Origin of the sequence: Streptomyces sp. NPDC001851 (genome assembly GCF_040297165.1) — a bacterium.
Lineage (GTDB): Bacteria > Actinomycetota > Actinomycetes > Streptomycetales > Streptomycetaceae > Streptomyces.
Genome location: NZ_JBEOYR010000004.1, coordinates 98,108 through 120,581, shown reverse-complemented (window position 1 = coordinate 120,581; position 22,474 = coordinate 98,108). Strand labels below are relative to the sequence as shown.

16 protein-coding genes and 3 pseudogenes are annotated in these 22,474 nt (G+C 73.0%); 5 read left to right on the top strand and 14 right to left on the bottom strand.

The window, feature by feature from the left end:
• Positions 1-70: 70 nt before the first annotated feature.
• Entirely contained in the window at positions 71-1,492 is a 1,422-nt protein-coding gene (locus tag ABT171_RS07200) for a lipase maturation factor family protein (RefSeq protein ID WP_351241099.1), read from the top strand.
• Here the strand turns inward: ABT171_RS07200 and ABT171_RS07195 are convergent.
• The 4 genes and pseudogenes from ABT171_RS07195 to ABT171_RS07180 all read right to left on the bottom strand — a co-directional run.
• Positions 1,487-1,966: a cupin domain-containing protein gene (locus ABT171_RS07195; protein WP_351240700.1), complete on the bottom strand. Its 480-nt coding sequence runs from the start codon at positions 1,964-1,966 to the stop codon at positions 1,487-1,489. The two genes, ABT171_RS07200 and ABT171_RS07195, sit on opposite strands and share 6 nt — an antisense overlap.
• Positions 1,967-2,291: 325 nt before the next feature.
• Complete coding sequence (locus tag ABT171_RS07190; RefSeq protein WP_351240698.1) at positions 2,292-3,263, bottom strand: aldo/keto reductase; 972 nt, start codon at positions 3,261-3,263, stop codon at positions 2,292-2,294.
• On the bottom strand, positions 3,260-4,015 hold the full coding sequence (locus ABT171_RS07185) for an SDR family NAD(P)-dependent oxidoreductase (RefSeq protein ID WP_351240696.1): 756 nt from the start codon (positions 4,013-4,015) through the stop codon (positions 3,260-3,262). The genes ABT171_RS07190 and ABT171_RS07185 overlap by 4 nt, the downstream gene beginning before the upstream one ends.
• Positions 4,012-4,423 (bottom strand): annotated as a pseudogene (locus tag ABT171_RS07180) (fuconate dehydratase); the annotation flags it as partial. The pseudogene ABT171_RS07180 and the gene ABT171_RS07185, both read right to left, overlap by 4 nt.
• 245 nt (positions 4,424-4,668) lie before the next feature.
• Between ABT171_RS07180 and ABT171_RS07175 the strand changes: the two are divergent.
• Positions 4,669-5,373 (top strand): FadR/GntR family transcriptional regulator, encoded by a 705-nt coding sequence (locus ABT171_RS07175; protein ID WP_351240694.1) that lies wholly within the window; start codon positions 4,669-4,671, stop codon positions 5,371-5,373.
• Positions 5,374-5,436: 63 nt separating this feature from the next.
• On the opposite strand, the pseudogene ABT171_RS07170 reads toward ABT171_RS07175, so the two are convergent.
• The 6 genes and pseudogenes from ABT171_RS07170 to ABT171_RS07145 form a co-directional block, all read right to left on the bottom strand.
• Positions 5,437-8,454, bottom strand: a pseudogene (locus ABT171_RS07170) (alpha-mannosidase); the annotation flags it as partial.
• 28 nt (positions 8,455-8,482) lie between these two features.
• Entirely contained in the window at positions 8,483-10,492 is a 2,010-nt protein-coding gene (locus tag ABT171_RS07165) for an endo-beta-N-acetylglucosaminidase (RefSeq protein WP_351240692.1), read from the bottom strand.
• Positions 10,489-11,745 carry a glycoside hydrolase 5 family protein gene (locus tag ABT171_RS07160; RefSeq protein WP_351240690.1) on the bottom strand — a complete coding sequence of 419 codons (1,257 nt, stop codon included), beginning with the start codon at positions 11,743-11,745 and terminating at the stop codon, positions 10,489-10,491. The genes ABT171_RS07165 and ABT171_RS07160 overlap by 4 nt, the downstream gene beginning before the upstream one ends.
• Positions 11,746-11,771: 26 nt before the next feature.
• Complete coding sequence (locus ABT171_RS07155) at positions 11,772-12,677, bottom strand: carbohydrate ABC transporter permease (RefSeq protein ID WP_351240688.1); 906 nt, start codon at positions 12,675-12,677, stop codon at positions 11,772-11,774.
• Entirely contained in the window at positions 12,674-13,561 is an 888-nt protein-coding gene (locus ABT171_RS07150; RefSeq protein ID WP_351240686.1) for a carbohydrate ABC transporter permease, read from the bottom strand. Before ABT171_RS07150 ends, ABT171_RS07155 begins: the two co-directional genes overlap by 4 nt.
• A gap of 6 nt (positions 13,562-13,567) precedes the next feature.
• On the bottom strand, positions 13,568-14,857 hold the full coding sequence (locus ABT171_RS07145; RefSeq protein WP_351240684.1) for an ABC transporter substrate-binding protein: 1,290 nt from the start codon (positions 14,855-14,857) through the stop codon (positions 13,568-13,570).
• Positions 14,858-15,070: 213 nt separating this feature from the next.
• Here ABT171_RS07145 and ABT171_RS07140 point away from each other — a divergent pair, with 213 nt between their 5' ends.
• Both ABT171_RS07140 and ABT171_RS07135 read left to right on the top strand, forming a co-directional pair.
• Positions 15,071-16,117, top strand: coding sequence for a LacI family DNA-binding transcriptional regulator (locus ABT171_RS07140; protein WP_351240682.1), 1,047 nt, complete (start codon positions 15,071-15,073; stop codon positions 16,115-16,117).
• Between the two features lie 110 nt (positions 16,118-16,227).
• Positions 16,228-17,577, top strand: coding sequence for an amidase (locus ABT171_RS07135; RefSeq protein WP_351240680.1), 1,350 nt, complete (start codon positions 16,228-16,230; stop codon positions 17,575-17,577).
• A gap of 30 nt (positions 17,578-17,607) precedes the next feature.
• Here ABT171_RS07135 and ABT171_RS07130 read toward each other — a convergent pair.
• Both ABT171_RS07130 and ABT171_RS07125 read right to left on the bottom strand, forming a co-directional pair.
• Positions 17,608-17,858 (bottom strand): annotated as a pseudogene (locus tag ABT171_RS07130) (GNAT family N-acetyltransferase); the annotation flags it as partial.
• 121 nt (positions 17,859-17,979) lie between these two features.
• Complete coding sequence (locus tag ABT171_RS07125) at positions 17,980-18,153, bottom strand: hypothetical protein (protein WP_351240678.1); 174 nt, start codon at positions 18,151-18,153, stop codon at positions 17,980-17,982.
• Between the two features lie 491 nt (positions 18,154-18,644).
• On the opposite strand from ABT171_RS07125, the gene ABT171_RS07120 reads away from it, so the two are divergent.
• The gene (locus tag ABT171_RS07120; protein ID WP_351240676.1) at positions 18,645-19,007 is read left to right on the top strand and encodes a hypothetical protein; all 363 of its coding nucleotides are present in this window, start codon (positions 18,645-18,647) and stop codon (positions 19,005-19,007) included.
• Positions 19,008-19,067: 60 nt separating this feature from the next.
• Here the strand turns inward: ABT171_RS07120 and ABT171_RS07115 are convergent, their stop codons facing one another.
• Positions 19,068-20,570 carry an SDR family NAD(P)-dependent oxidoreductase gene (locus tag ABT171_RS07115; RefSeq protein ID WP_351240674.1) on the bottom strand — a complete coding sequence of 501 codons (1,503 nt, stop codon included), beginning with the start codon at positions 20,568-20,570 and terminating at the stop codon, positions 19,068-19,070.
• Between the two features lie 465 nt (positions 20,571-21,035).
• The gene (locus ABT171_RS07110) at positions 21,036-22,367 is read right to left on the bottom strand and encodes a wax ester/triacylglycerol synthase family O-acyltransferase (RefSeq protein WP_351240673.1); all 1,332 of its coding nucleotides are present in this window, start codon (positions 22,365-22,367) and stop codon (positions 21,036-21,038) included.
• Positions 22,368-22,474 lie beyond the last annotated feature (107 nt).

Here is a 22,474-nt window from a genome sequence, read left to right as displayed (position 1 = left end):
GTCACTGTGGGTGACATCTTCCCCTGGTGCGCATCGTGGCCGCCTGGCTGGCAACTCGGGGAAGGCCATGATGCACTGGTTCACCGCTGACGACTACTGGCTGAGCCGGCTGGTCTTCCAGCGGGCCCTGGCCTCCGTGTACCTGGTCGCGTTCCTGACGGCGGCCCTGCAGTTCCGTGCCCTGCTGGGCGAACGCGGCATGCTGCCGATCCCCCGCTTCGTGGCCCGGATCCCCTTCACACGCGCCCCCAGCCTGTTCCATCTGCACTACTCCGACCGCTTCTTCGCGGGCTGCGCCTGGACCGGCGCCGCGGTGTCGGCGGCCCTGCTCGCCGGCGCCGACTCGCTGCTGCCGCTCTGGGCCGGGATCCCGCTGTGGCTGCTGCCGTGGGCGCTGTACCTGTCGGTCGTCAACGTGGGCCAGACCTGGTACGCGTTCGGCTGGGAGTCACTGCTGCTGGAAACGGGGTTCCTGGCCGCGTTCCTCGGCAACGACGCGGTGGCGCCGCCGGTCGTGGTGCTGTTCCTGCTGCGCTGGATCCTGTTCCGGGTGGAGTTCGGCGCCGGGCTGATCAAGATGCGGGGCGACCCGTGCTGGCGGAAGCTGACCTGCCTCTACTACCACCACGAGACACAGCCCATGCCGGGCCCGCTGAGCTGGTTCTTCCACCATCTGCCGAAGCCGCTGCACCGGGTCGAGGTGGCCGCCAACCACGTCACCCAACTGGTGGTACCGGTGCTGCTGTTCACACCGCAGCCGATCGCGTCGGCCGCCGCCGCCCTGATGATCGTCACCCAGCTGTGGCTGGTGCTGTCCGGCAACTTCTCCTGGCTGAACTGGATCACCATCGTGCTGGCCCTGCCCGCGCTCCGGATTCCCGGGTCCGCGCCGTCCGTGCCGCCGGCACCGCTGTGGTACGAGGTGCTGGTGCTCGCGGTCGCCGCGCTGCTGCTCTTCCTGAGCTACCACCCGGTGGTCAACATGATCTCCCGCCGCCAGGTCATGAACCGCTCCTTCGACCCGCTGCACCTGGTGAACACCTACGGCGCGTTCGGCAGTGTCAGCCGGGTCCGCTACGAGGTGGTGGTGGAGGGCACGCTGGACGCCGTGCCCCGGGAGGACTCGGACTGGCGGGAGTACGAGTTCCGGGGGAAGCCCGGGGACACCCGGCACTGGCCGCGCCAGTTCGCCCCGTACCATCTGCGCCTGGACTGGCTGATGTGGTTCGCGGCACTGTCCCCCGGCTACGCCGGCGACTGGTTCGGCGGCCTGGTGGAACGCCTGCTGGAGAACGACCGCGACACCCTGCGCCTGCTGCGCCGCTCCCCCTTCCCGCCGGACACCCCGCCCCGCTACGTCCGGGCCCGGCTCTTCCGCTACCGCTACACCACCTGGCATGAGCTGCGGGAGTCGGGCGCGTGCTGGGAGCGGACGTATGTGCGGGAGTACCTGCCACCGACGCGGCTGGCGGCGGTGGCCCGGCGGTCATGAGCGGGGGTGTGACCGGGTGCGGTAGCGGCCGCGGAACTCGGCCAGCAACTCGTCGGTCGCCTCGGCCCCGGCGCTCACGGCGGCGTGCACGTCCCGGAAGTAGTTCTCGTAGCCGGCCGGGGTGTAGAGGCACAGTGCGCGGGCCGGGACCTGGCCGGCGTTGCGGAAGCCGTGCGGGGTGCCGCGGGTGGCGGCGAGCAGGTGCCCCGGGCCGGCCGTCACCTCGCCGTCGCCGGTGTGGAGCGTCAGCTCTCCTTCCAGGACGTAGAAGTACTCGTCGTGTCCGTCGTGCACATGCGGCCGGGCCCCGACGGTGCCGGGGGCGAGGCGGAACTCCTCGAAGGCGAAGGTGCCGCCCGTGTGTTCGCCGGTGAGCCGGAAGAAGTGCGCGACGCCGGCGACGTCGATGAGTTCGCCGTCCTCGGGACGGCGCAGCAAGGGACGGGCGGACGCGTGGGGCTGATGGTCGGTCATGTGGCCATTGTGGCCTCACAGACGGTGGACGGCGGTGGCGGTGCCCTCCCGGAGGGCCCGGCGTTCCGTCTCGCCTGGGCCGGCGGTCAGCTCTGCTGTCGCGACGGGCACTTCGGTGCAGCCGGCCGCCAGGGCGCACACCGGCCAGTCATGACCGGGCCGGAGAGTGTGGCGACGGTGTGGGGGGAACAGCCGGTGCGCGCACGGCCGACGCCCGGGGTTCGCGTTCCCCGGAGGCGATCGGCGGCTTGCCCAAGTGATCCAGTGTGAAGGTGAGTCGGGGGTGGGGCGCGGCGGCCCCGGGCAGGCCGGGAGCCTGCGGCTCTCATGCGGGGCCCCCTTGCCGGGGCAGCAGTCCGGACTCCCTCAGCTCCTGCCAGAACTCCGGCGGCACCGGGGTCGCGAACCGGTCGGCGCAGTCGTGGACTTCGGCGGCGGAGCGGGGACCGGCCAGCACGCAGGAGACGGCCGGGTGGCCGGCGGCGAAGGCCAGTGCGGCGGCGCGCAGGGTGGTGCCGTGCCGTTCGGCGACCGCCTTCATGCGCAGGGCGCGGTGCAGCGCCTCCGGTGGCGCCGGACGGTAGTCGTACGTCGACTCGGGCCTCGGGTCCACCAGCAGGCCCGAGTTGAAGACGCCGCCGAGGACGACCGACACCCCGTGGTCGGCGGCCGTGGGCAGCAGTTCGGCGGCGGTGCCGTGGTCGAGCAGGGTGTAGCGGCCCGCGCACAGGACCACGTCCACGTCGGTGTCGCGGACGAACCGGGTGAGCATGGCGGTCTGGTTCATGCCCGCGCCGATCGCGCCGACGACGCCTTCGGCGCGCAGTTTCTCCAGGGCCGGGTAGCCCTCGCGGAAGGCCTGCTCGGCGTGGTCGTCGGGGTCGTGCAGGTAGACGACGTCGACCCGGTCCAGGCCGAGGCGGGTGAGGCTCGCCTCCAGGGTGCGGCGGACGCCGTCGGCGGTGAAGTCCCACACGCGGCGGTGGGTGGCGGGTACGGCGAAGCCGTGGGCGAGGTCGTCGCCCGTGCCGTCGGCCGGGTCGAGGCGGCGGCCGACCTTGGTGGAGACGGTGTAGCCGGCGCGGTCGTACGCCCGCAGGGCCGCGCCGAGCCGGTGTTCGGACAGGCCGAGGCCGTAGTGCGGGGCCGTGTCGAAGTACCGGATGCCCCGCTGCCAGGCGGCGCGTACGGCGTCGTGGGCCTGCTCGTCGTCCAGCGGGGTGTAGAGGTTGCCGAGCGCGGCGGCGCCGAAGCCGAGCGGGGTGACCTCGACGCCGCTGCGGCCGAGCCTCCTCACTGGCTCACCGGCCGCAGCCTGAGGCCCTGCATGCCGCCGTCGACGGCGAGTGCGGTGCCGGTGGTGGCCCCGGACAGCGGGCCGGCCAAGTAGGCGATGGCACCCGCCACTTCGGCGGCGGAGACCAGGCGTCCGAGGGGTTGGCGGGCCTGGAGGGCGGCGCGTTCGGCGGCCGGGTCGGGGGCCGCGTCCAGCAGCCGGCCGATCCACGGGGTGTCCACCGTGCCGGGGTTGACGCAGTTGACCCGGATGCCCTCGCGGACGTGGTCGGCGGCCATGGCGAGGGTCAGGGAGTAGACGGCGCCCTTGGTGGCGCCGTACAGGGCGCGCCGGGGCAGTCCGGCGGTGGCCGCGATGGAGCAGGTGTTGACGATCGCGGCGTGCGAGGAGCGGCGCAGGTGCGGCAGGGCGGCGCGGGCGGTGCGGACCATGCCGAGGACGTTGATGTCGAAGACGCGGTGCCATTCGGCGTCGTCGTTGTCCTCGACGGTGCCCTGGGCTCCGGTCCCGGCATTGTTGACCAGGATGTCCAGGCCGCCGAGGTCCTCGGCGGCGCGCTCGACGGCCGCACGGACCGAGGTGTCGTCGGTGACGTCGGCGCGGTGGGCGAGGAGCGGCTTGTCGATGCCCGTGGTGTCCCGGTCGAGGACGGCGACCCGGGCGCCGCGGGCGGCGAGGAGGTCGGCGGTGGCCCGGCCGATGCCGGACGCGCCGCCGGTGACCAGGGCCCTCAGGCCCTCGAAGTCGCTCATGCGACCTGTCCTTTCTGGGTGTCGGGGCCGGCGGTCCGGTAGGTGCCGTCGGGGAAGGTGCACCGCGCGACCGACTCCGGGCGCAGGGCGGCGCAGAAGCCGGGTGCGGTGGGTGCGGTAGTGGCCGGTGCGGATGACGGCCGGGGTGACGCAGTGCTCGTGGAGGTGGTCGGCGTACTCGATGACCCGGTCCTCGGTGGTGCCGGACACGGCCGGTGGTCGAACATCGCCAGGTGCTGGACGAGTCCGCACAGGCCGACCCCGCCCGCGTGCGGGCACGATATCGAGGGCGCCCGCCTGGAGCAGCTGGGTGAAGGCGGTCCGGTGGGGCACGTGTTCGCCGGTGGCGACCTTCACCGGGGCCACGGCGCGGCGCATGACGGCGTGGCCGAGGACGTCGTCGGGAGCGGGGCGCCGGCAACCAGGGCCGTCGCGCCGGTGATCCGGGACCTGCTGCGCTTCCTGACAGTGCTGGCGGGCATCTCGCGGCTCCTCGTCGGGGTGTTCGAGCAGACGCCGCATACTTATCAGACCAATAAGCCGCGTCAACACCCTCGCGCACGGATAAATCCGGTATCCAGGGGCCTAGTTGGCCGTAGTGGTCGGACCACTTGGCTGGCTACACTGCGGCACACACGGGGAGGGAGAGTGGCGTGGACGAGGAAGAAGTGCCGCAGAAGGGCACGGTGACCCAGCGCGCCATCGAGGAGATCAAGGCGATGATCGCCGAGGGCCGGCTGGAGCCGGGCCAGCGACTGCCCACCGAGCGGGATCTCGCCGCGCGGCTGGGCATCTCGCGCAGCTCGATGCGGGAGGCGATCCGCGCACTGACCGTGATGGGCGTCCTGGAGGCCCGGCACGGCTCGGGGATCTACGTCACCGCGCTGGAGGCCGGCGATCTGCTGGAGACCTTCGGGGTGGTCGCGGACCTGTCCCGGGGCCCGCGTCTGGTGGAGCTTCTCCAGGTGCGGCGCATCCTGGAGTCGACGGCGACGGCACTGGCCGCCGCACGCATCACCGACGACCGACTGGCCGCCGTCGGGGCGCACTTGGCGGCGATGAACGCCACCGACGACCCCGAGGTGATCCTCGCGCACGACCTCGCCTTCCACCGCGAGATCGCCGCCGCGGCGGGCAACGAGACCATGGCCGCGATCCTGGAGGGCCTGTCCTCGCGCACCTTCCGCGCCCGGGTCTGGCGCGGCTACCAGGAGGAGGGCGCGTTCACCCGCACCCGCCGCGAACACGCCGCCATCCACCGCGCCCTCACCGCCCGCGACCCGGAGGCGGCACGGGCGGCGGCAGCGGCCCATGTGGGCGAGGTGGAGGAGTGGCTACGGGCGCAGCTGAGCTCCTGACCGGCCCCGTGCGGGTGCTCCGGCCTGCCCCCTCGGCCGGCTCGTCCGCGCCGTCCGGGTGCACGCCCTGCGCAGCCTCAGGGTCATCAGCTCGAACGGCCGCAGTCGTACGGTGATCCGCTCGCCGTCCCGCGCCGGCGGCTCGGTGTCGCCGGTCGGGCGCTCCAGCAGGTCCGTCACCGTGACGTCCGCGACCTCGAAGCCGGCCGTCAGGGTGGCCCCGGCACGGCCGCCGTGGGCCTCGTGGAAGCGGACCACCACGTCACCGCTGCCGTCGTCGGCGAGCTTGACCGCCGTGATCACGACGGCGTCGTTGTCGACGGTGACCAGCGGGGCGACCTCGTGGGAGCCGCGCAGGTGCCGTTCGGGCAGGTTGACGCGCCAGCCCTCGCGGACCGCGTCGGCGATCGAGGCGCCGGGGAGCAGGGCGTGCCGGAAGCGGTGGACGCCCTGGTCGGTCTCGGGGTCGGGGAAGCGCGGGGCACGCAGGAGGGAGACCCGGAGCGTGGTCGTCGTACCGCGGTCGCCTCCGGTGCGCACCGTGCGGGTCACGTCGTGGCCGTACGTCGAGTCGTTGACGACCGCCACGCCCCAGCCGGGTTCCTCCAGGTGGACGAAGCGGTGGTTGCACGCCTCGAACTTGGCCGCCTCCCAGGAGGTGTTGGTGTGCGTCGGCCGGAAGACGTGCCCGAACTGGGTCTCGGACGCGCAGCGTTCGGCGTGCAGGTCGAGCGGGAAGGCCAGCTTCAGGAACTTCTCCGTCTCGTGCCAGTCGACCTCCGTGTCCAGCACCAGGCGTCGCTCCCCCGGCGGCAGCGACAGCACCTGGGTGACGCGGGAGCCGCCGAAGGAGCGGACGATCCGCACGGAGCTCCCGTCCTCGCCGGCGCCGACCTCGTCCGCGTCCGTGAGGTCCGTGACCGTGTTCCGGTAGAACTCGTCCACGTCCCAGGCGTCCCACATGTTCGGGAAGTCGGGGTGCAGCTGCAGGAGGTTCGCGGCGGCGCCGGGGGCGATCACCTCGCGGTCGGCCTCGATGTCGCGGGTGGAGACGATCAGTCCCCGGGCGTCGATCTCGATCCGCAGCAGGCCGTTGTCCAGGACGTGTCCGCCGTCCGGGCGCGGCACGAGCGTCGTCGCACCGTCCGTGTGCGGCGTGGCCGCACCCCCGGCGGGCACGCCTGCGCGGGGGTGCGGGGCCGCGTTGAAGACGAGGGCGGCGGTGCCCTCGCCCGCCAGGGCGCGCTGGGCGGCCTCGATGATGCCGTTCAGCTCGCCGGCGATCCGCTCGTACGTCGCCCGCGCCTCCCGGTGCACCCAGGCGATCGAGGAGCCGGGCAGGATGTCGTGGAACTGGTGCAGCAGGACCGTCTTCCAGATCCGGTCCAGCTCCTCGTGGGGATAGCGGAACCCGGTGCGTACGGCGGCGGTCGCCGCCCACAGTTCCGCCTCGCGGAGCAGGTGTTCGCTGCGCCGGTTGCCCTGCTTGGTCTTCGCCTGGCTGGTGAGGGTGGCGCGGTGCAGTTCGAGGTACAGCTCGCCGGCCCAGACCGGTGCATCGGGGTACTCGGCCTCGGCCTTCTCGAAGAAGGCGCGGGGTGTCTCCCAGACGACGGTCGCCGAGCCTTCCAGGTCGCGCAGCCGGGCCGCCTTGGCGACCATCTCGCGGGTCGTGCCGCCGCCTCCGTCGCCCCAGCCGGTGGGCGCGAGCGAGTGCCGGGCCCGGCCCTTGTCCTTGAAGTTGCGTGCCGCGTGGGCGATCTCGCTGCCCTTCATGGAGCAGTTGTAGGTGTCGACGGGCGGGAAGTGGGTGAAGATCCGGGTGCCGTCGATGCCCTCCCACCAGAAGGTGTGGTGCGGGAACGTGTTCGTCCGCGACCAGGAGATCTTCTGGGTCAGCAGCCACTTCGAGCCGGCCGCCCTGATGATCTGCGGCAGGCCCGCGGCGAAGCCGAAGGTGTCGGGCAGCCAGGCCTCCTCGTTCTCGACGCCGAACTCGTCGAGGAAGAACCGCTTGCCGTGCACGAACTGCCGGGCCATCGCCTCCGAACCCGGCATGTTGGTGTCCGACTCCACCCACATCCCGCCGGCCGGCACGAACCGCCCCTCGGTGACGGCCTTCTTCACCCGCGCCCACACCTCGGGCCGGTGCTCCTTCACCCACGCCCACTGCTGTGCCTGGGACATGGCGAAGACGAACTCCGGCTCGTCCTCGGTCAGCGCGGTCATGCTGGAGGTCGTACGGGCCACCTTGCGCACCGTCTCGCGCAGCGGCCACAGCCACGCCGAGTCGATGTGCGCGTGCCCGACGGCGCTGATCCGGTGCGCGGACGGTACGGCGGGGGCCGACAGCACCCCGGTGAGCCGCTGGCGGGCCCGGTCCGCCGTGCCGTTCACGTCCTGCAGGTCCACGGCGTCGAGGGCCCGCTCGACGGCGCGCAGGATGTCGTACCGGCGCGCGGAGTCCACGGGCAGCTCGGCCATCAGCTCGCCGAGCACCTCCAGGTCCATGACCAGCTGCCACACCGACTCGTCGAAGACGGCGAGGTCCATGCGGGTGAGGGTGTACTGCGGCTCGCTGCCGGCCGTCTCCTTGTCGCCGAGCTTCGTCGGCAGGAAGGGGTGGTAGTCGAGGATGACCGGGTTGGAGGCGGCCTCGATGTGCAGGCGCACCTCCTCGCCGCCCTCGGCGGGCGCGCCGACGCGCACCCACTGGTTGCGCGGGTTCAGGCCCTTCACCGGGGTGCCGTCGGGCCGGTAGACCAGGCCCTCGCACTGGAAGCCGGGCATGTTCTCGTCGAAGCCGAGGTCGAGCAGGGCCTCGACGGTCCTCCCGGCCCACGCCCCGGGCACGGTCCCGGTCACCCGGAACCAGCTCGTGCCCCAGGGAGCACCCCAGCGGGCGCCGACCCGGAGGGGCTCCGGTTCGGCGGCGATTCCCTCCGCGACCGGCACGGGCTCGCCGGGCGCGTGCCAGACCGCGACCCGCAGCGGCACTGACTCGGGGTACACGGCGGGGCGGATGCGTTCGTCGAGGACGCGCCGGAGGCGGGCTTCGACCAGGCTGCGGTCGTCATGCATGCGGAGTGGTCTCCAAGGCAGGGGACGGTTACCAGGTGTGGGTCACGGTCACGGGGGCCGACGATGTGTACAGCTCCCCCACGGCACGCAGTTCGAACCGCGCCGCCCGCTCGCCCTGTTCGGGCCGGAGGCCCGCGGCGAACCAGGCCTGCTGGCAGGTGCCGCCGAGGAAGCGGCGGGTGCCGTCGGGCAGGAGCCGGTGCAGGGTGTAGTGGCGTACGCCGCCGGGGGACGGATGCCAGGCGAGGCGCAGGTCACCGCTGGAGGCCGCGGTGATCCGCAGGCCGGAGGGGGCGGCCGGGGTCTGTGCCGCGTCCCTGACGGCGAGTCCGCCCAGCCGCCACTTCACGGGGCCGTCGGTCGCGGTGAGCCGCACCCCGAGCGCATGGACGGTCATCGCGTGGCCGGTCCCGGGCAGCCCGGTGAGCGGCACGCGCACGGTCTGCCAGCCGGTGGCCGAGGTCACCGGCAGATAGGTGTACGGCGGTGTCCCACCCGGTGAGCCCGGCTCGGCAGTGGCCACGGCCAGCTCGGCGTTCACCGCCCCCGCATCCGTCCGGAACGTCAGCTCGACAACCGTGTGCCCACCGATCGGCAGCCGGGTCGCGTACAGGTCCACCACCGCGGGCTGGTCCAGTGCGCCGTCCACCAGCACACTGCTCCCGCCCCGCCAGGCAGCGGCGAAGTCGAAGGAGACCACCGGCCGCTCCCCCGCCGTGCGCACCACCCACCGCCGCGCCGGCAACCGGTCCTGGAGCCCGAGGTGGTTCCAGGCCCGGTCGGAGGTGACCGCCCCGTCCTCGTACCAGCGCAGCCCGTGCCCGGTGTTGAACACGGTGGCGAACGGCAGCGAGGTCACCGTCGAGCGGTCGGCGACCGACACCGCCGGCGCCCGCCATGGATCGCTCGCGTCCGGACGGGACGGGTCCGGCGACCGCCCGGTCCAGAACCGGTCGTCGGCGGCGTGGAAGTCCTCGGGGGCGCGCCGGCCGGCGGGCAGGTGGTCGCGGGTCCACTCCGGCCGGTAGAAGCCGATCGAGGTGACGTGCGGTCTGCCGGCCGGCACGATCGCGTCCCAGTCCACGGACGTGCCGGATCCGTTCGACTCGACGTCGACGCCGGCCCACACCTCGTACCGGCTGCGGCCCAGTCGGCGGGCCTTCGTGCCCGAGGCCGCGAGCGTGCCGGCGCTCCACCGGAAGTCCACGAACATGTCGTCGGCGGCCTGGAAGAAGGCCTGGTTCTGACTGTCCAGCGCGCCCTGCCAGCCGACCGTGCCGTGCACGGTCATCGCGTCGTACCAGGTCACCCGCTGTCCGCGCGCCGCCCCGAGCGCCTTCAGCTCCTTGACGAAGCCGAGCACGGCCTGGCCCAGCGCGGTGTTGCCGCCGCCGGTCTCGGCGTTCAGGAACCAGCCGTCGAAGCCGTGGGCCGCGGCGACCGCGACGAGTTGTGCGGCGAGCGGGTGGTGCCCCGCGGCGTCCTGCTGCACCAGGTCCCGGGTCCACCGCAGCTGCCCGCCGTACGCGACCGGGGGCAGGAAGACGGTGCCCAGCACCGGGACGCCGTGCCGGTGGGCCGCGTCCACGACCGGTGCGTTGGGCGCGAGGATCAGGCCCTCGCCGGCCGAGCCGCCCCAGAAGACCAGCTCGTCCAGATAGGCCCAGTGGGTGAGGGCGTAGTAGTCGGCGGTGGCCGAGCCCTGTGCGGGGTTGCCGGAGGTCGGCCCGAAGGAGACCAGCGCCTGGACGCGGGCCTGTCCGCAGCGGGCGGTGGGGTTCGCCGGGGTCGGGGTGAAGCGGGGGGCGAGCGGCACGGACGCGGCGTTGAAGGCGAGGTCGGGGTCGTCGGCCGCGCGCCAGCTCTTCAGGCTGCGCCAGGTGATGCCGCTGCCCGGGCTGCCGGAGGGGAGCGAGTCCGGGTACCAGTAGGAGGCGTACGGCGGGGTCGCGGCCTTGGGGCGGGCGGCCGCGACGGCGGGCACGGGGAGCAGCGCGGCGGCGCCGGCGGCCAGGACGGTGCGTCTGGCGGGGTTCACGAGCGGGTGCCTCCGGGTGGGGTGGGGAGTACCTGGCCGGGAGTGACGACCTCGGTGATGCCGCGCGCGGCGAGGTGGTCCTTGTCGTCGGCGCGGGTGTCGAGGACGGTGGTGGGGCGGGCGCCGTCGGCGACCAGCCGGAAGAAGGCGTCGAAGACGGCTCCGCCGGGGGCGCAGCGGGAGCGGCGGCCCGGATCGCCGGGGACGACGAGGGCCGTGGTGCGTACGGCGGGGGCCGGGTGCGGCCGGCGGGCCGCCTCGGCCAGGACGCGTGCGATGTCCTTGGGCCGCTGGTCGGTGCCGAACAGCCCGAGCCCGTATTCGAGCGCGGGGAAGTCGGCGAGGTCGCGGGAGACGTCGTGGGAGCACCACCAGGTGACGCCCCACAGGTCCGGGCAGTCGAGGGCGTGTGCGACGGTCGCCTCGGCGAAGGCGGCGGCGTGCTCGGCGGGCACGAGCGGCGCGGGTGCGCCGACCTCCTGCAGCCACACCGGCCGGTGGGGGGTGTCCGCCCAGGCCTTGCTGAGCTCGGCGAGGTAGGCGGCGTGGTGTTCGGCCGGCACGGAGGTGCGGCCGTGGCGCTGGGCGGTGCCGTTGAAGATCCAGGAGTGTACGGCGGTGAGGTCGCCGAGGCGGGCGGAGTGGCCGGGGGTGAAGGGCTGGTCGTCCTGGTACCAGGCGGCGTCGTAGGAGGCGTGCAGATGGAGCCGGCCCGGGGCGCCCTCGGCGCAGGCGGCCAGCATCCGTACGAGCCACCGCTCGGCCTCCGCGGAGGTGACGCGGTCGGGGTCGGGGTGGGGTGGCGCGGCGAACTGGTTGACCTCGTTGCCGACGGTCATGCCGATGAAGTGCGGCCGGTCGGCGAGGGCGGCGGCGAGGGTGCGCAGGTAGGCGGCCTGGCCCTCGACCACGCAGGGGTCGGTGAAGAGGTTGCGCCGGTGCCAGGTGCGCGTCCAGGCGGGCAGGAAGTCGAAGCTGCTCAAGTGGCCCTGCAGGCCGTCCACGCTGACGTCCAGGCCCCGTTCGGCGGCGGCGTCGGCGAGGGCCACGAGCTGCTCGACGGCGCGCGGGCGGATCAGGGTGCGGTTGGGCTGGAAGTAGGGCCACAGCGGGAAGACGCGGATGTGGTCGAGGCCGAGCGCGGCGATCGCGTCGAGGTCGGCGCGCACGGAGTCGAGGTCGAAGTCGAGCCAGTGGTGGAACCACCCGTCGCTCGGGGTGTAGTTGACGCCGAAGCGCACGGCAGGAGGCATGGGGTGTCCTTGTGGCGTACGGATGGTCAGCCCTTGACGGCGCCCTCGCCGACCCCGCGGAAGAAGTACCGCTGGAGGCAGGCGAACAGGGCGATGAGCGGGGCCACGGCGATCACGGTGCCGGCGGCGACCAGGCGTTCGTCGGCGGCGAAGGTGCCGTGCAGATAGTCGAGGCCGATGGTCAGGGTGAACCTGGACGGGTCGCTGAGCACGATCAGCGGCCACAGGAAGTCGTCCCAGGCGCCCATGAAGGCGAAGATCGCGACGACGGCCACCGTGCCCTTCACCGAGGGCAGGGCGACGCGCAGGAACCGCTGCCAGACGTCGGCGCCGTCGACGTAGGCCGCCTCCTCGATCTCGTACGGCAGGTTGCGGAAGGCGCCCCGCATCAGCAGCACGTTCATCGCGCCGACCGCGCCGGGCAGCACGACGCCGACGAGGGTGTTGTTCAGGCCGAGTTCGCGCATGGTGGTGAACTGGGCGATCACGATGCCCTCGACGGGCACGAGCATCGCCAGCACGAACACCAGCGTGGTCACGCGCCGGCCGCGGAAGCGCAGCCGGGCCAGGGCGTACCCGGCGAGTGCCGAGCCGACGCAGTTGGTGACGACGTTGGCGGTGGCGACCTTCAGGGAGTTGAGGGCGTAGTCCCAGACGGGGATGGTGTCGGCGACCCGCGTGTAGTTGTGCAGGGTCGGGTGTGCGGGCAGGAAGCTCGGCGGTGAGCTGTAGATGTCCTCCGTCGGGCCCTTCAGGGAGGTGGCCAGCTGCCACAGGAACGGGCCGGCGGTGAGCGCGAGGACGGCGAGGAGCAGCAGGTAGCGCCAGACCAGCTCGCCGGCGCGGATGCGGCGGCCGTGCTGGTCGGTGACGCGCGGCTCCCGCTCCGGGGCGGGGGCCCGCTCGGGCCGTACCTTCTCCAGGACGCTCACGGCTCCTCCCCGCGGTCGGCGCGCAGCACCAGCAGCATCAGCGCGACGGTGACGGCGAAGACGACGACGGAGAGCGCGGAGGCGTAGCCGACGCGGCCGGTCAGGCCGGTGCCGGTGCGCTGGACGAGCATGACGAGGGTGGTGTCCTCGCCGGCCGGGCCGCCGTCGGGGCCGGCCATCAGGTACACCTCGGAGAACACCTTGAAGGCGGCGACCGAGGAGAGCGCGGCGACCAGCACCATGGTGGAGCGCACGGCGGGCACGGTGACCGAGAAGAACCGGCGCACCGGTCCCGCGCCGTCCACGGCGGCGGCCTCGTGCAGTTCGCGCGGCACGTTCGCGAGCGCGGCCAGATAGATGATCATGTAGTAGCCGAGGCCCTTCCAGACCGTGACGGCCATCGCGCTCAGCAGGAGCAGCCACTGGTCGCTGAGGAAGCCGACCCGGCCGATCCCGATCGTCTCCAGCAGCGAGTTGACCAGGCCGCGTTCGTCCAGCAGCCACACCCAGATCAGCCCGACCACCACGATCGAGGCGACGACCGGGGTGTAGAAGGCGGAACGGAAGAACGTGATGCCCGGGATGTTCTTCTGCACCAGCAGGGCGAGCAGCAGCGGCAGTACCACCAGGGCCGGTACGACTCCGGCGATGTACAGCGTGCTGTTGCGCAGGCCGGTCCAGAACATGTCGTCGTGGAGCAGCTCGCGGAAGTTGGCGAGGCCCACGAAGTGGCCGGGGAGCAGGGTGCGGCGGTCGGTGAAGGAGTTCACCAGGGTGGAGACGAACGGGTAGAGCACGAAGGCGCCGGTGATCAGCAGCCCGGGCGCGGCGAACAGCCAGGGGCTGAACGGAAGCTGGCGCCGGACGCGGACAGGCGTGGCCATGGCCGGTCAGCCCTGCCGCAGGAGGCGGTCGGCGGCGTTGACAGCGTTGTCGAGAGCCTGCTTGGGGCTCTCCTTGCCCTGGAGCGCCTTGGCCACCTCGTTGCGCAGCGCGGTCTTCATCTGGTCGCTGAACAGCACCGGCGTGTAGTTCACGGCCGTCTTCAGGGACTTGGCGGCGGCGATCCGCACCCGGGTCTCGTCGGTGCCGTCCTGCTTGGTGAAGTACGGGTCGTTCAGGGAGCCGGCGGTGCTCGGGAAGATGGCGGCCTTCTTGGCGAAGGACATCTGGTGCTGCGCGTCGGTGACGAAGTGGGCGAAGGCGACGGCGGCCGGGGTGTGCCTGGTGTGCGAGTTGACCATCACACCCATCACGTACATGTTGACGTGCCCGGTGCTGGTGATCTGGTCGGTGATGCCGATGTTCCGGTACAGGCTCGGCGCGTTCTTCCTGAAGTTGCCGAGGTCGAGGGCGCTGCCGGGGTTCATGGCGACGGCGCCGGTGAGGAACTTCTTGCCGGAGGACTCCGGGGTGGCGGTCAGGGCCTGCGGGTCGAGGGCGTGGGCGTCATACAACTCCTTGTACTTGCCGAGGAGTTCGACACCCCTGGGGTCGTTGAAGGCGAACGCGGTGCCCTGCTGGTTCATCAGGGGGACGCCGTAGCGGCCGAAGTCCTCGATGGTGGGCACGTTGGCGAGGGTGGCGACCCTGCCGCCGCTCTTCCTCGCCATCTGCAGGGCGTCCGCGAAGAGTTCGCCGTACGTCCTCGGCGGCCTACCGGGACTGAGTCCGGCCTTGGTGAACAGGGCCTTGTTGTAGAAGAGCGGGCCGGTGTTCAGGTACCAGGGGAAGGCGTACGTGCCGCTCATGCCCGGCACCCGGTGGCTGGCCCAGGCCCCGTCCAGGTACTCGGACCGGTACGTGCCGGCCGCCTTGTCGAGGTCCAGGGCGAGGCCCGCCCTGGCGAGCGGGGCGACCAGGTCCGGCGAGACATTGACGACGTCGGGCAGGGTGCCGCCGCCGGCGTCGGCACTGAGCTTGTCCGGGTAGCCCTCGGCGGGCTGGTCGATCCATTTCACCTGGGTGCCGGGGTATTTCTTCTCGAAGTCCGCGATCAGGCCCTCGAAGTACGGCTTGAAGTTCGCGCGCAGGTTCCAGGTCTGGAAGGTGATGCCGCCCTCGACCTTGCCCGAGGCGTCGGTCGATCCGCCGTCGTCACCGCCCGGGCCGCAGGCGCTCAGCGGCAGGACGAGGGCGAGGAAGGCGGCGGCGGCGAGGGCTCTGCGGGATGTGGGCACGGTGACACGGCTCCCTTGCGGTGTCGGCGGCGGTGATGCCAGCGACCTTGCCCGGGCCGTTCGGAGGAAGTCAATGCACGGTTCCCAGCTAAAGAAATCCCCTTTTCATTAGTCCAGGTGAGGCCGTTCCGGTCGACGTCTTGCCGCTGTCGCTAATGCGCTTTAGGGTCATCGCACTCAAGCGCATTAGTCCGGGGCGAGACGAGGGATGACGTGGCGTCGAAGCGATCACCCGCGCGCCGGCCGACGATGAAGGACATCGCGCGCCGTGCCGGAGTCTCCGAGAGCGCGGTCTCCTTCGCCCTCAACGGCCGCCCCGGCGTCTCCGAGAGCACCCGCGCCCGGGTCCGCGGGGTCGCGGAGCAACTGGGCTGGCGCCCCAGTACGGCGGCCCGCGCGCTCTCCGGTGAGGGCGCGGCCACGGTCGGTCTCGTCCTGGCCCGGCCCGCGCACACCCTGGGCGTCGACTCGTTCTTCCTGCAACTCGTCTCCGGCATCCAGGAAGTGCTCGCGGAGCGCCATCTGGGTCTCCTCTTCCAGGTGGCCGAGGACGTGGGCGAGGAGTGCGCGGTGTACCGCCGCTGGTGGGCGGAGCACCGGGTGGACGGCGTACTGGTGGTGGACCCGCGCGCCGAGGACCCGCGCCCCGGCCTGCTGGACGAACTCGGCCTGCCCGCCGTGGTCATCGGAGGGGCGTCCGATGTGCGTCACGCCGGTCTGTCCACGGTCTGGGCGGACGACGCGGGCGCGATGGCGTCCGTGGTGGACGAGTTGGCAGCCCTCGGCCATCGCCGGATCGTGCACATCGCGGGTCTGCCCGGCCTGGCGCACACCGAGCGCCGTATCTCCACCCTGCGCGCGGAGGCGGAGCGCCGGGGTCTGACCGGGGTGAGCTCGGTGACCACCGACTACTCCGACACCCAGGGAGCGGCCGTGACCCGCCGGGTGCTCGGCGGCTCCCCCGCCCCGACCGCGCTGATCTACGACAACGACGTGATGGCCGTCGCCGGCCTCGCCGCCGCGGCCGAACTCGGCCTCCGCGTCCCGCGGGACGTCTCGCTGGTCTCCTGGGAGGACTCGGCCCTGTGCCGCATGGTCACACCGCGGCTGTCCGCGCTCTCCCGCGACAGCACCGCGTTCGGCCGTACGGCGGCACGTGAGCTGCTGGCGCTGCTGGACGGGGACGCGGCCCGGGCGGTGGGGGTGCCGGTACCGAGGCTGACGGGGCGAGGCAGTACGGGGACGGCGCGACAGGCATGAGCACCCGTGCGGCCGGGCCGCCTCTCGACGTGGGCGGCCGGGCCGTGCACAGTTCTCCCTGCGCCTTGATTCGTACCAGCGAGTAGCCGACGACCGACGAAGGAGTGCCCGTGGGTGACTGGGCCGGGCGGACCGCCGCCGAGATAGCCGCCGCCGTACGCGAGAAGCGGGTGACGCCCCGCGAGGTGGTGGCCGGGCACCTCGCCCGGATCGAGCGCCTCGACGGACGGCTCGGGGCGTTCCGGAAGGTGCGGGCCGAGGCGGCGCTCGCCGAGGCCGACGAGGTGGCCTCCCGCGCCGATCTGGCCCGACTGCCGCTCGCCGGCGTACCCGTGGCCGTGAAGGACAACCTCGCGGTGCGCGGCGAGTCCCGGCGCGACGGCTCCGCCGCGACCCCCGACACCCCGGCAGCCGAGGACCATGTCACGGTGGCCCGGCTGCGGGCGGCCGGTGCGGTGGTGGTGGGCCTGACGAACGTGCCCGAGCTGTGCGTCTTCGGCACGACGGAGGGCCCGTACGGCACCGCCCGCAATCCGTGGGACACCTCCCGTACGGCGGGCGGCTCCTCCGGCGGCAGCGCCGCCGCCGTGGCCGCGGGCCTCGTCCCCCTCGCGCTCGGCAACGACGGCATGGGCTCGCTGCGCATCCCGGCCGCGAACTGCGGTCTCGTCACGCTGAAGCCGGGGCACGGTGTGGTGCCGGCCGGGATCGGCAACGGTGACTGGTTCGGCATGGCGGAGAACGGTCCGCTCGCCACCACGGTGGAGGATCTGCGGCTGATGCTGGACGTCCTGGCGGACGACGGCGTTCCGCGCGGGGAGGAACCGGGGACCTCGCGGATCGCCGTGTCCCTGCGCAGCCCGATCGCCGGAGTCGGCGTGAGCAGGCCGTACACGAGCGCGGTCCGGGAGGCGGCCGGAGTGCTGGCACGGGCCGGGCACTACGTGCGGCGCGCCGAGCCGCCCTATCCCCTCTCGCTGGGGGCGACCGCGGTGCGGCACTGGACGGCCGGCACGGCGGTGGACGCCGAGGGCCTGGACCGGACGCGGCTGGCCCGGCGGACCCGGGTGCACGCGGCGGTGGGCCGGCTGTTCGTCCGCTCGGTGCGCACCGGGGACGGCCGGGAGCGGCTGCGCGCCCGGCTGACGCCCTTCTTCACCGAGTACGACGTCCTGCTCACCCCGGCCCTGGCCCGCCGCTCCCCCGCGGCCGGCCCGTGGCACGAACGCGGCTGGCTGCACAACGTCCTGGCCAACACCGCGTACTCCCCCTTCACCCCGCCCTGGAACCTGGCCGGCTGGCCCGCGATGTCGGTCCCGTCCGGCACCCTTCCCTCGGGCGCCCCCTGCGCCGTACAGCTCGTGGGCCGCCCGGGTGCGGAGGCGGTCCTGCTGGAGCTGGCGGAGGAACTGGAGCGGCGGCGCCCCTGGCGGCGGACGGCACCGGTGACCGGGGCCTGAGCCCGGCTGGTGCCCCACCAGGCACCGGGCGAGCGACCGGTGCATGAGGTGCAGGCCCACTCTGCCGTGGCGGGGGTGGCCGAAGGCGTCCGGGACCGTGCCGAGGACGGTGAAGCCGAGGGAGGTCCCCAGGGCGACCGCGGGATTCGTCTCGACCACGGCGTTGAAGACCACGCGCGGTAGCCGTGGGCCCTGGCCTCGGCCAGGACGTGTCCGGCGAGGGCGCGGGCTTCCTCCTCGGAGGTCTCCGGGTCCCAGGCGTAGGTTTCGGCGGCGGCGATCCGGTGCCAGAAGGGTCAGATCCGCGGCCGCTCCCCGGCCGCGGCTTCTCTGATCGGCATGGGCGTGAGTCTGCCGGGTCACGCCCATGCCGCGGCGATCGCGAACATCCGGCCCGGGCGGTCAGTCCACGCTGGGCAGGATGTGCGGCTCGGCGAGGTCGTCCTCGTAGCCCGCGAGGCGGATCGGGGCCGAACGGGCCCACACATCGAGGCTGCCGAGCTCTTCGGGCCGTCGGCCCGCGCGCTCCGTGCGTTCCTTGGGGCGCTGTTCGCGATTCGTCTTCTCCGGTGTCACCGCGCACTCCTTATGTGTCGGTCACCCTCAGGGCCTGCCGGACAACCTGTGCTTCGGCACTCGACGCCCGCTCGGGTCTGGATGGAAGGCCAGTTCGGACGCGGTGGCGCCGGTACGTCATGCAGAGCAGGCCGTTGTCAACCGGCTCGCCCCGGGACGGACGATGGGTGTGGGTGGGACCCGTACTGCTGTCCGTCCCCTCCACATTAACCAAATGAGCGGCCCGCCGCTCGATAGGGAGTGCAAACAAGGTGTAACTATAGGACGCCGATTACCCCCTCAATGCCCTCCAATATGGAGCTATTTGGCACTGCGCGCATCACACGACCGGGACGACGAATCACCCACTCGGCCCACGTCTGCGAACGTGTCTTCGAACCGTCTCGGCTTGCGGACCGGACGCGGTGCAGTTCAAGTGCCGTTGGCCGGGCCGCAAGCTCCCCATGGTCTGCTCATACGCGGCAACGGCTGTCTCGCGGAAGGACTGACGCATGGAGCCGCGCAGCGTCGAGGAGCTGATGGATCTGCTGTACGCCGGCCGGCACCAGCACGCGCTGCGCACCGCCGCGCTGCTGCGCCGCAGCCGCCCCGCCGACAAGGAGCTCCAGGTGGCCGGCCTGGTCCAGGACATCGGGGCGCCCGAGGCGGTGCGCTCGCTGCTCGGGGAGCGGGTGTTCCGGCTGGTGCGCGGGGAGCGCGACCCCGCCGCTCCCGCCGACGACGATCTGCTGCGGCTGCGCCAGGCCGACGCGGAGAGCCGCACGGCGGGCTTCGACGCGGGTGTGCTGGAGGACTGGCGCACGGTGCTGGAACTGGTGGCGGCCCGGAACTCCAGGCTCGGCGCCGTCGACTGACCGGGGACGGCCGTCCCGGCCGCCGGCTGGTCACTGACGGCGCGTCACCCGGTCACCTGATCACCACTTGCCCGGCGCGTAGTCCTTCAGGAAGACGCCGTACAGGTCCTCGCCCGCCTCGCCGCGGACGATCGGGTCGTAGACGCGGGCGGCGCCGTCGACCAGGTCGAGGGGGGCGTGGAAGCCGGCCTCGGCGAGGCGCAGCTTGTCGTAGTGCGGACGCTCGTCGGTGATCCAGCCGGTGTCGACGGAGGTCATGAGGATGCCGTCCGTGTCGAACATCTCCTGCGCGCTGGTCCGCGTGACCATGTTCATGGCCGCCTTCGCGGCGTTGGTGTTCGGGTGCCCGGCGCCCTTGTAGCCGCGGCTGAAGACGCCCTCCATCGCGGAGACGTTGACGACGTACGCCCGGCCGCTGGCGGCCTTCTTCGCGGCGTCCGCCATCGCCGGGCGCAGGGCGCTGATCAGGATGAACGGGGACGTGTAGTTGCACAGCTGGGTTTCGAGCAGCTCGACCGGCGAGATCTGGTCGATGGTCTGCACCCAGGTGTTGGTGTCGACGACGTCGGGGACGAGGCCGCCGGCGTCGATGGCGGTGCCGTCGAGGTGCCGGGCGACGCTGGCGTTGCCCGCGACTAGGGCGAGGTCGGCGACCTTCTGCGCGTCCAGGCCGCTGGTGCCGACGGGCAGCGCGGCGATGCCGTCGACGGCGCCGGAGTTGAAGGCGCCGATGACGTGGTGGGCGGGGAGTTCACCGGCGGGCAGCGGGGCGCTCTCGCCCTCCACCAGGGCCGCGTACGCGGAGGGCAGGCGGCGTACGGTCTGCGTGGCGTTGTTGATCAGGATGTCGAGCGGGCCCGCCTCGGCGACCTGCTCGGCCAGGGCCACGGCCTGCGCCGGGTCGCGCAGGTCGATGCCGACGACCTCCAGCCGGTGCAGCCAGTCCGCCGAGTCCTCCATCGCCTTGAAGCGGCGGATCGCGTCCTTGGGGAAGCGCGTGGTGACGGTGGTGTGCGCACCGTCACGCAGCAGCCGCAGCGCGATGTACATGCCGATCTTGGCGCGGCCGCCGGTGAGCAGGGCGCGCTTGCCGGTGAGGTCGGTGCGGGCGTCCCGCTTGGCGCGGTTCTCGGCGGCGCACTTCTGGCAGAGCTGGTGGTAGAAGTAGTCGACCTCGACGTAGCGCTGCTTGCAGGTGTAGCAGGAGCGGGGGCGCTGGAGTATGCCCGCGATCTTGCCGGCCTCGACCTTGGAGGAGGGCAGGATGCCCTCGGTCTCGTCGTCGATGCGCTCGGCGGAGCCGGTGGCGGTGGCCTCGGTGACGGCGCGGTCGTGCGCGGTCTTGGCGGCGCGGCGCTCCTGGCGGCGGCGCTGCTTGACCGTGCGGTAGATCTGCGAGGTGGCCCGGCGGACCTTGATCGCGTCCGGGTGGTCGACGTCGAGCTGGTCCAGTTCCTCCAGCACGCTCAGGCAGACGGCCAGCCGCTCGGGGTCGATACCCGGCCCGTAGACCACCTCGTCCGTGGTCATGGAGGCCATGGAGCCGTCCTCTGTCACCGTCATCGCGCTGCCGCTTCCCTGATCACCCGCGCAGCGCTCCGACTCGCGCCCGCTTTCGAACGGGGAATTTTACGGAGCGCGGGGGCTCGCCGCCAAACCCGTCCCGCTCCGGGCATGATCGGGCCGCTGCGCCGGCCGCGGACGGCTTGTGGCCGGCCGCCGGCGCGGGGGGTGGGGCGGGGGTGGGATGTGCTCGCCGACGAGGTCCGGCGGGACCCCGCCCGGCCGCCCCGCGAGCCGCCCGCGCCGCACCGGCCCCCGCCCACCGACCGGCAAGCCCGCAGACCACCGGCACCGGCCGCGCCGCCCCCGACGACGGCCCCGCGGGCGCCTCACGGCGAGCCCTCCGCACCCACCGGCAGACCCGCAAGCCGCCGAGGGCGCAGGCGCCCCGCGGGGGCCGCCCGCATCCGGCGGCGAAAGCGGCGGGTGGTGCGGGTGGGGACGCCCGTCCGGCCGGAGGCCGGGTCAGACGTCGCAGACCGACAGCAGCGTCGACACCTCGGCCGACACCGCGTGGGCGAACCGGTCCAGGTCCGGCACGGCCTCCGCATCGGCCACCAGCCCGTAGTGCACCCGTCCCCGGTACGTGGAGATGGCCACCGCCAGCGCCTGGCCCGGGGCGAGCGGGGCCAGCGGATAGACCGCGGCCAGCTCGTGTCCGCCGAGCCGCAGGCCCACCCCCGGCAGCGGCACGCTGGTGACGAGGATGTCGAACCACAGCCGGGCCGCCTGCCCGACGAGCGGTCCGCCGAGCCGGTGGCCGAGGGCCGGGACATGATCGGCGAGCAGCGCCACGGCACCGGCACCCCGGTCGGGCCCCGCGTCCTTGTTGCGGAGCATGGCGGTGCGCACGGTGTCGAGCCGGCCGAGCGGGTCGGGCTCGTGCACGGGGAGCCGTATCAGATAGCCGGAGAGCCGGTTGCCCTGCGGATGGGCGGTGCGCGGGCGGCGCCGGGAGACGGGGATGAGGGCACGGGGCGCCACCCCCCTGCTGCCGTCGCCGCGCTCCTCCAGCCACCGGCGCAGCGCCCCGGCGACCACGGCGATGAGCACGTCGTTCACGGTGCCCCCGGCGGTCTTGCGCACCCGGTGCACGTCGTCGATGTCGACGACGACTCCGGCGGTGCGGCGGGTACCGCTCGGAGCGGAGGTCAGTGCGGAGACGGGCCGCATGCCGAGGGTGGAGCGGGCGAGCGAGGCCCCGATGTCCAGCGCCCGGCCGACGTCGGACAGCGCGCCCCTGACCAGTCCGGGGAGGAGCCCCGGAAGCTTGCGGATGTCGGGCAGCAGGCCGCTCGGCGGCTCGATGGCGCGGGGTGCCCGTGCGGGCATGTCCACCGGGTCGAGAACGCCGGCGGCGAGTTTCAGCGCGCGCAGCCCGTCGGCGAGGGCGTGGTGGAACTTGAAGAGGACGGCGAAGGAGACACCGTCCTCGCCGGGCAGGACGTGCGCCTCCCACGGCGGCCGGCCGCGCTCCAGGGGGCGCTCCATGAGCCGGCCGGCGACCGCGTGGAAGTCGGCGGCCGGCGCGTGCAGCCGTACATGGTTGAGCGGGTCGAAGTCCGGGTCGGGTTCCCGGGTGGCGCCGCCGAAGGCGAGCGGCTGCCACACGTCGCGGATGCGCAGGCGCAGCCCGGGTACGGCGGCGGCGCGGGCGGCGAGCAGGTCGGCGGCATGGGCGCCGGCGGTGGGCGAGTGGCAACCGAAGACGCCGAGCGCGCCGAGGTGCATCGGGTGCCGGTCGGACTCGATGTTCCAGAACGCCAGGTCGAGGGGAGCGAGCAGGTCGGAAGTCAAGGGCTTGCCTCACGCGTCGACGACGGGTTGATCTGCAGTCGTTCGCAGTCAATCCCCGTGAGCCGATTACGGTCAAGTACGATCAGGCTACGCTCAGTTAACACCAG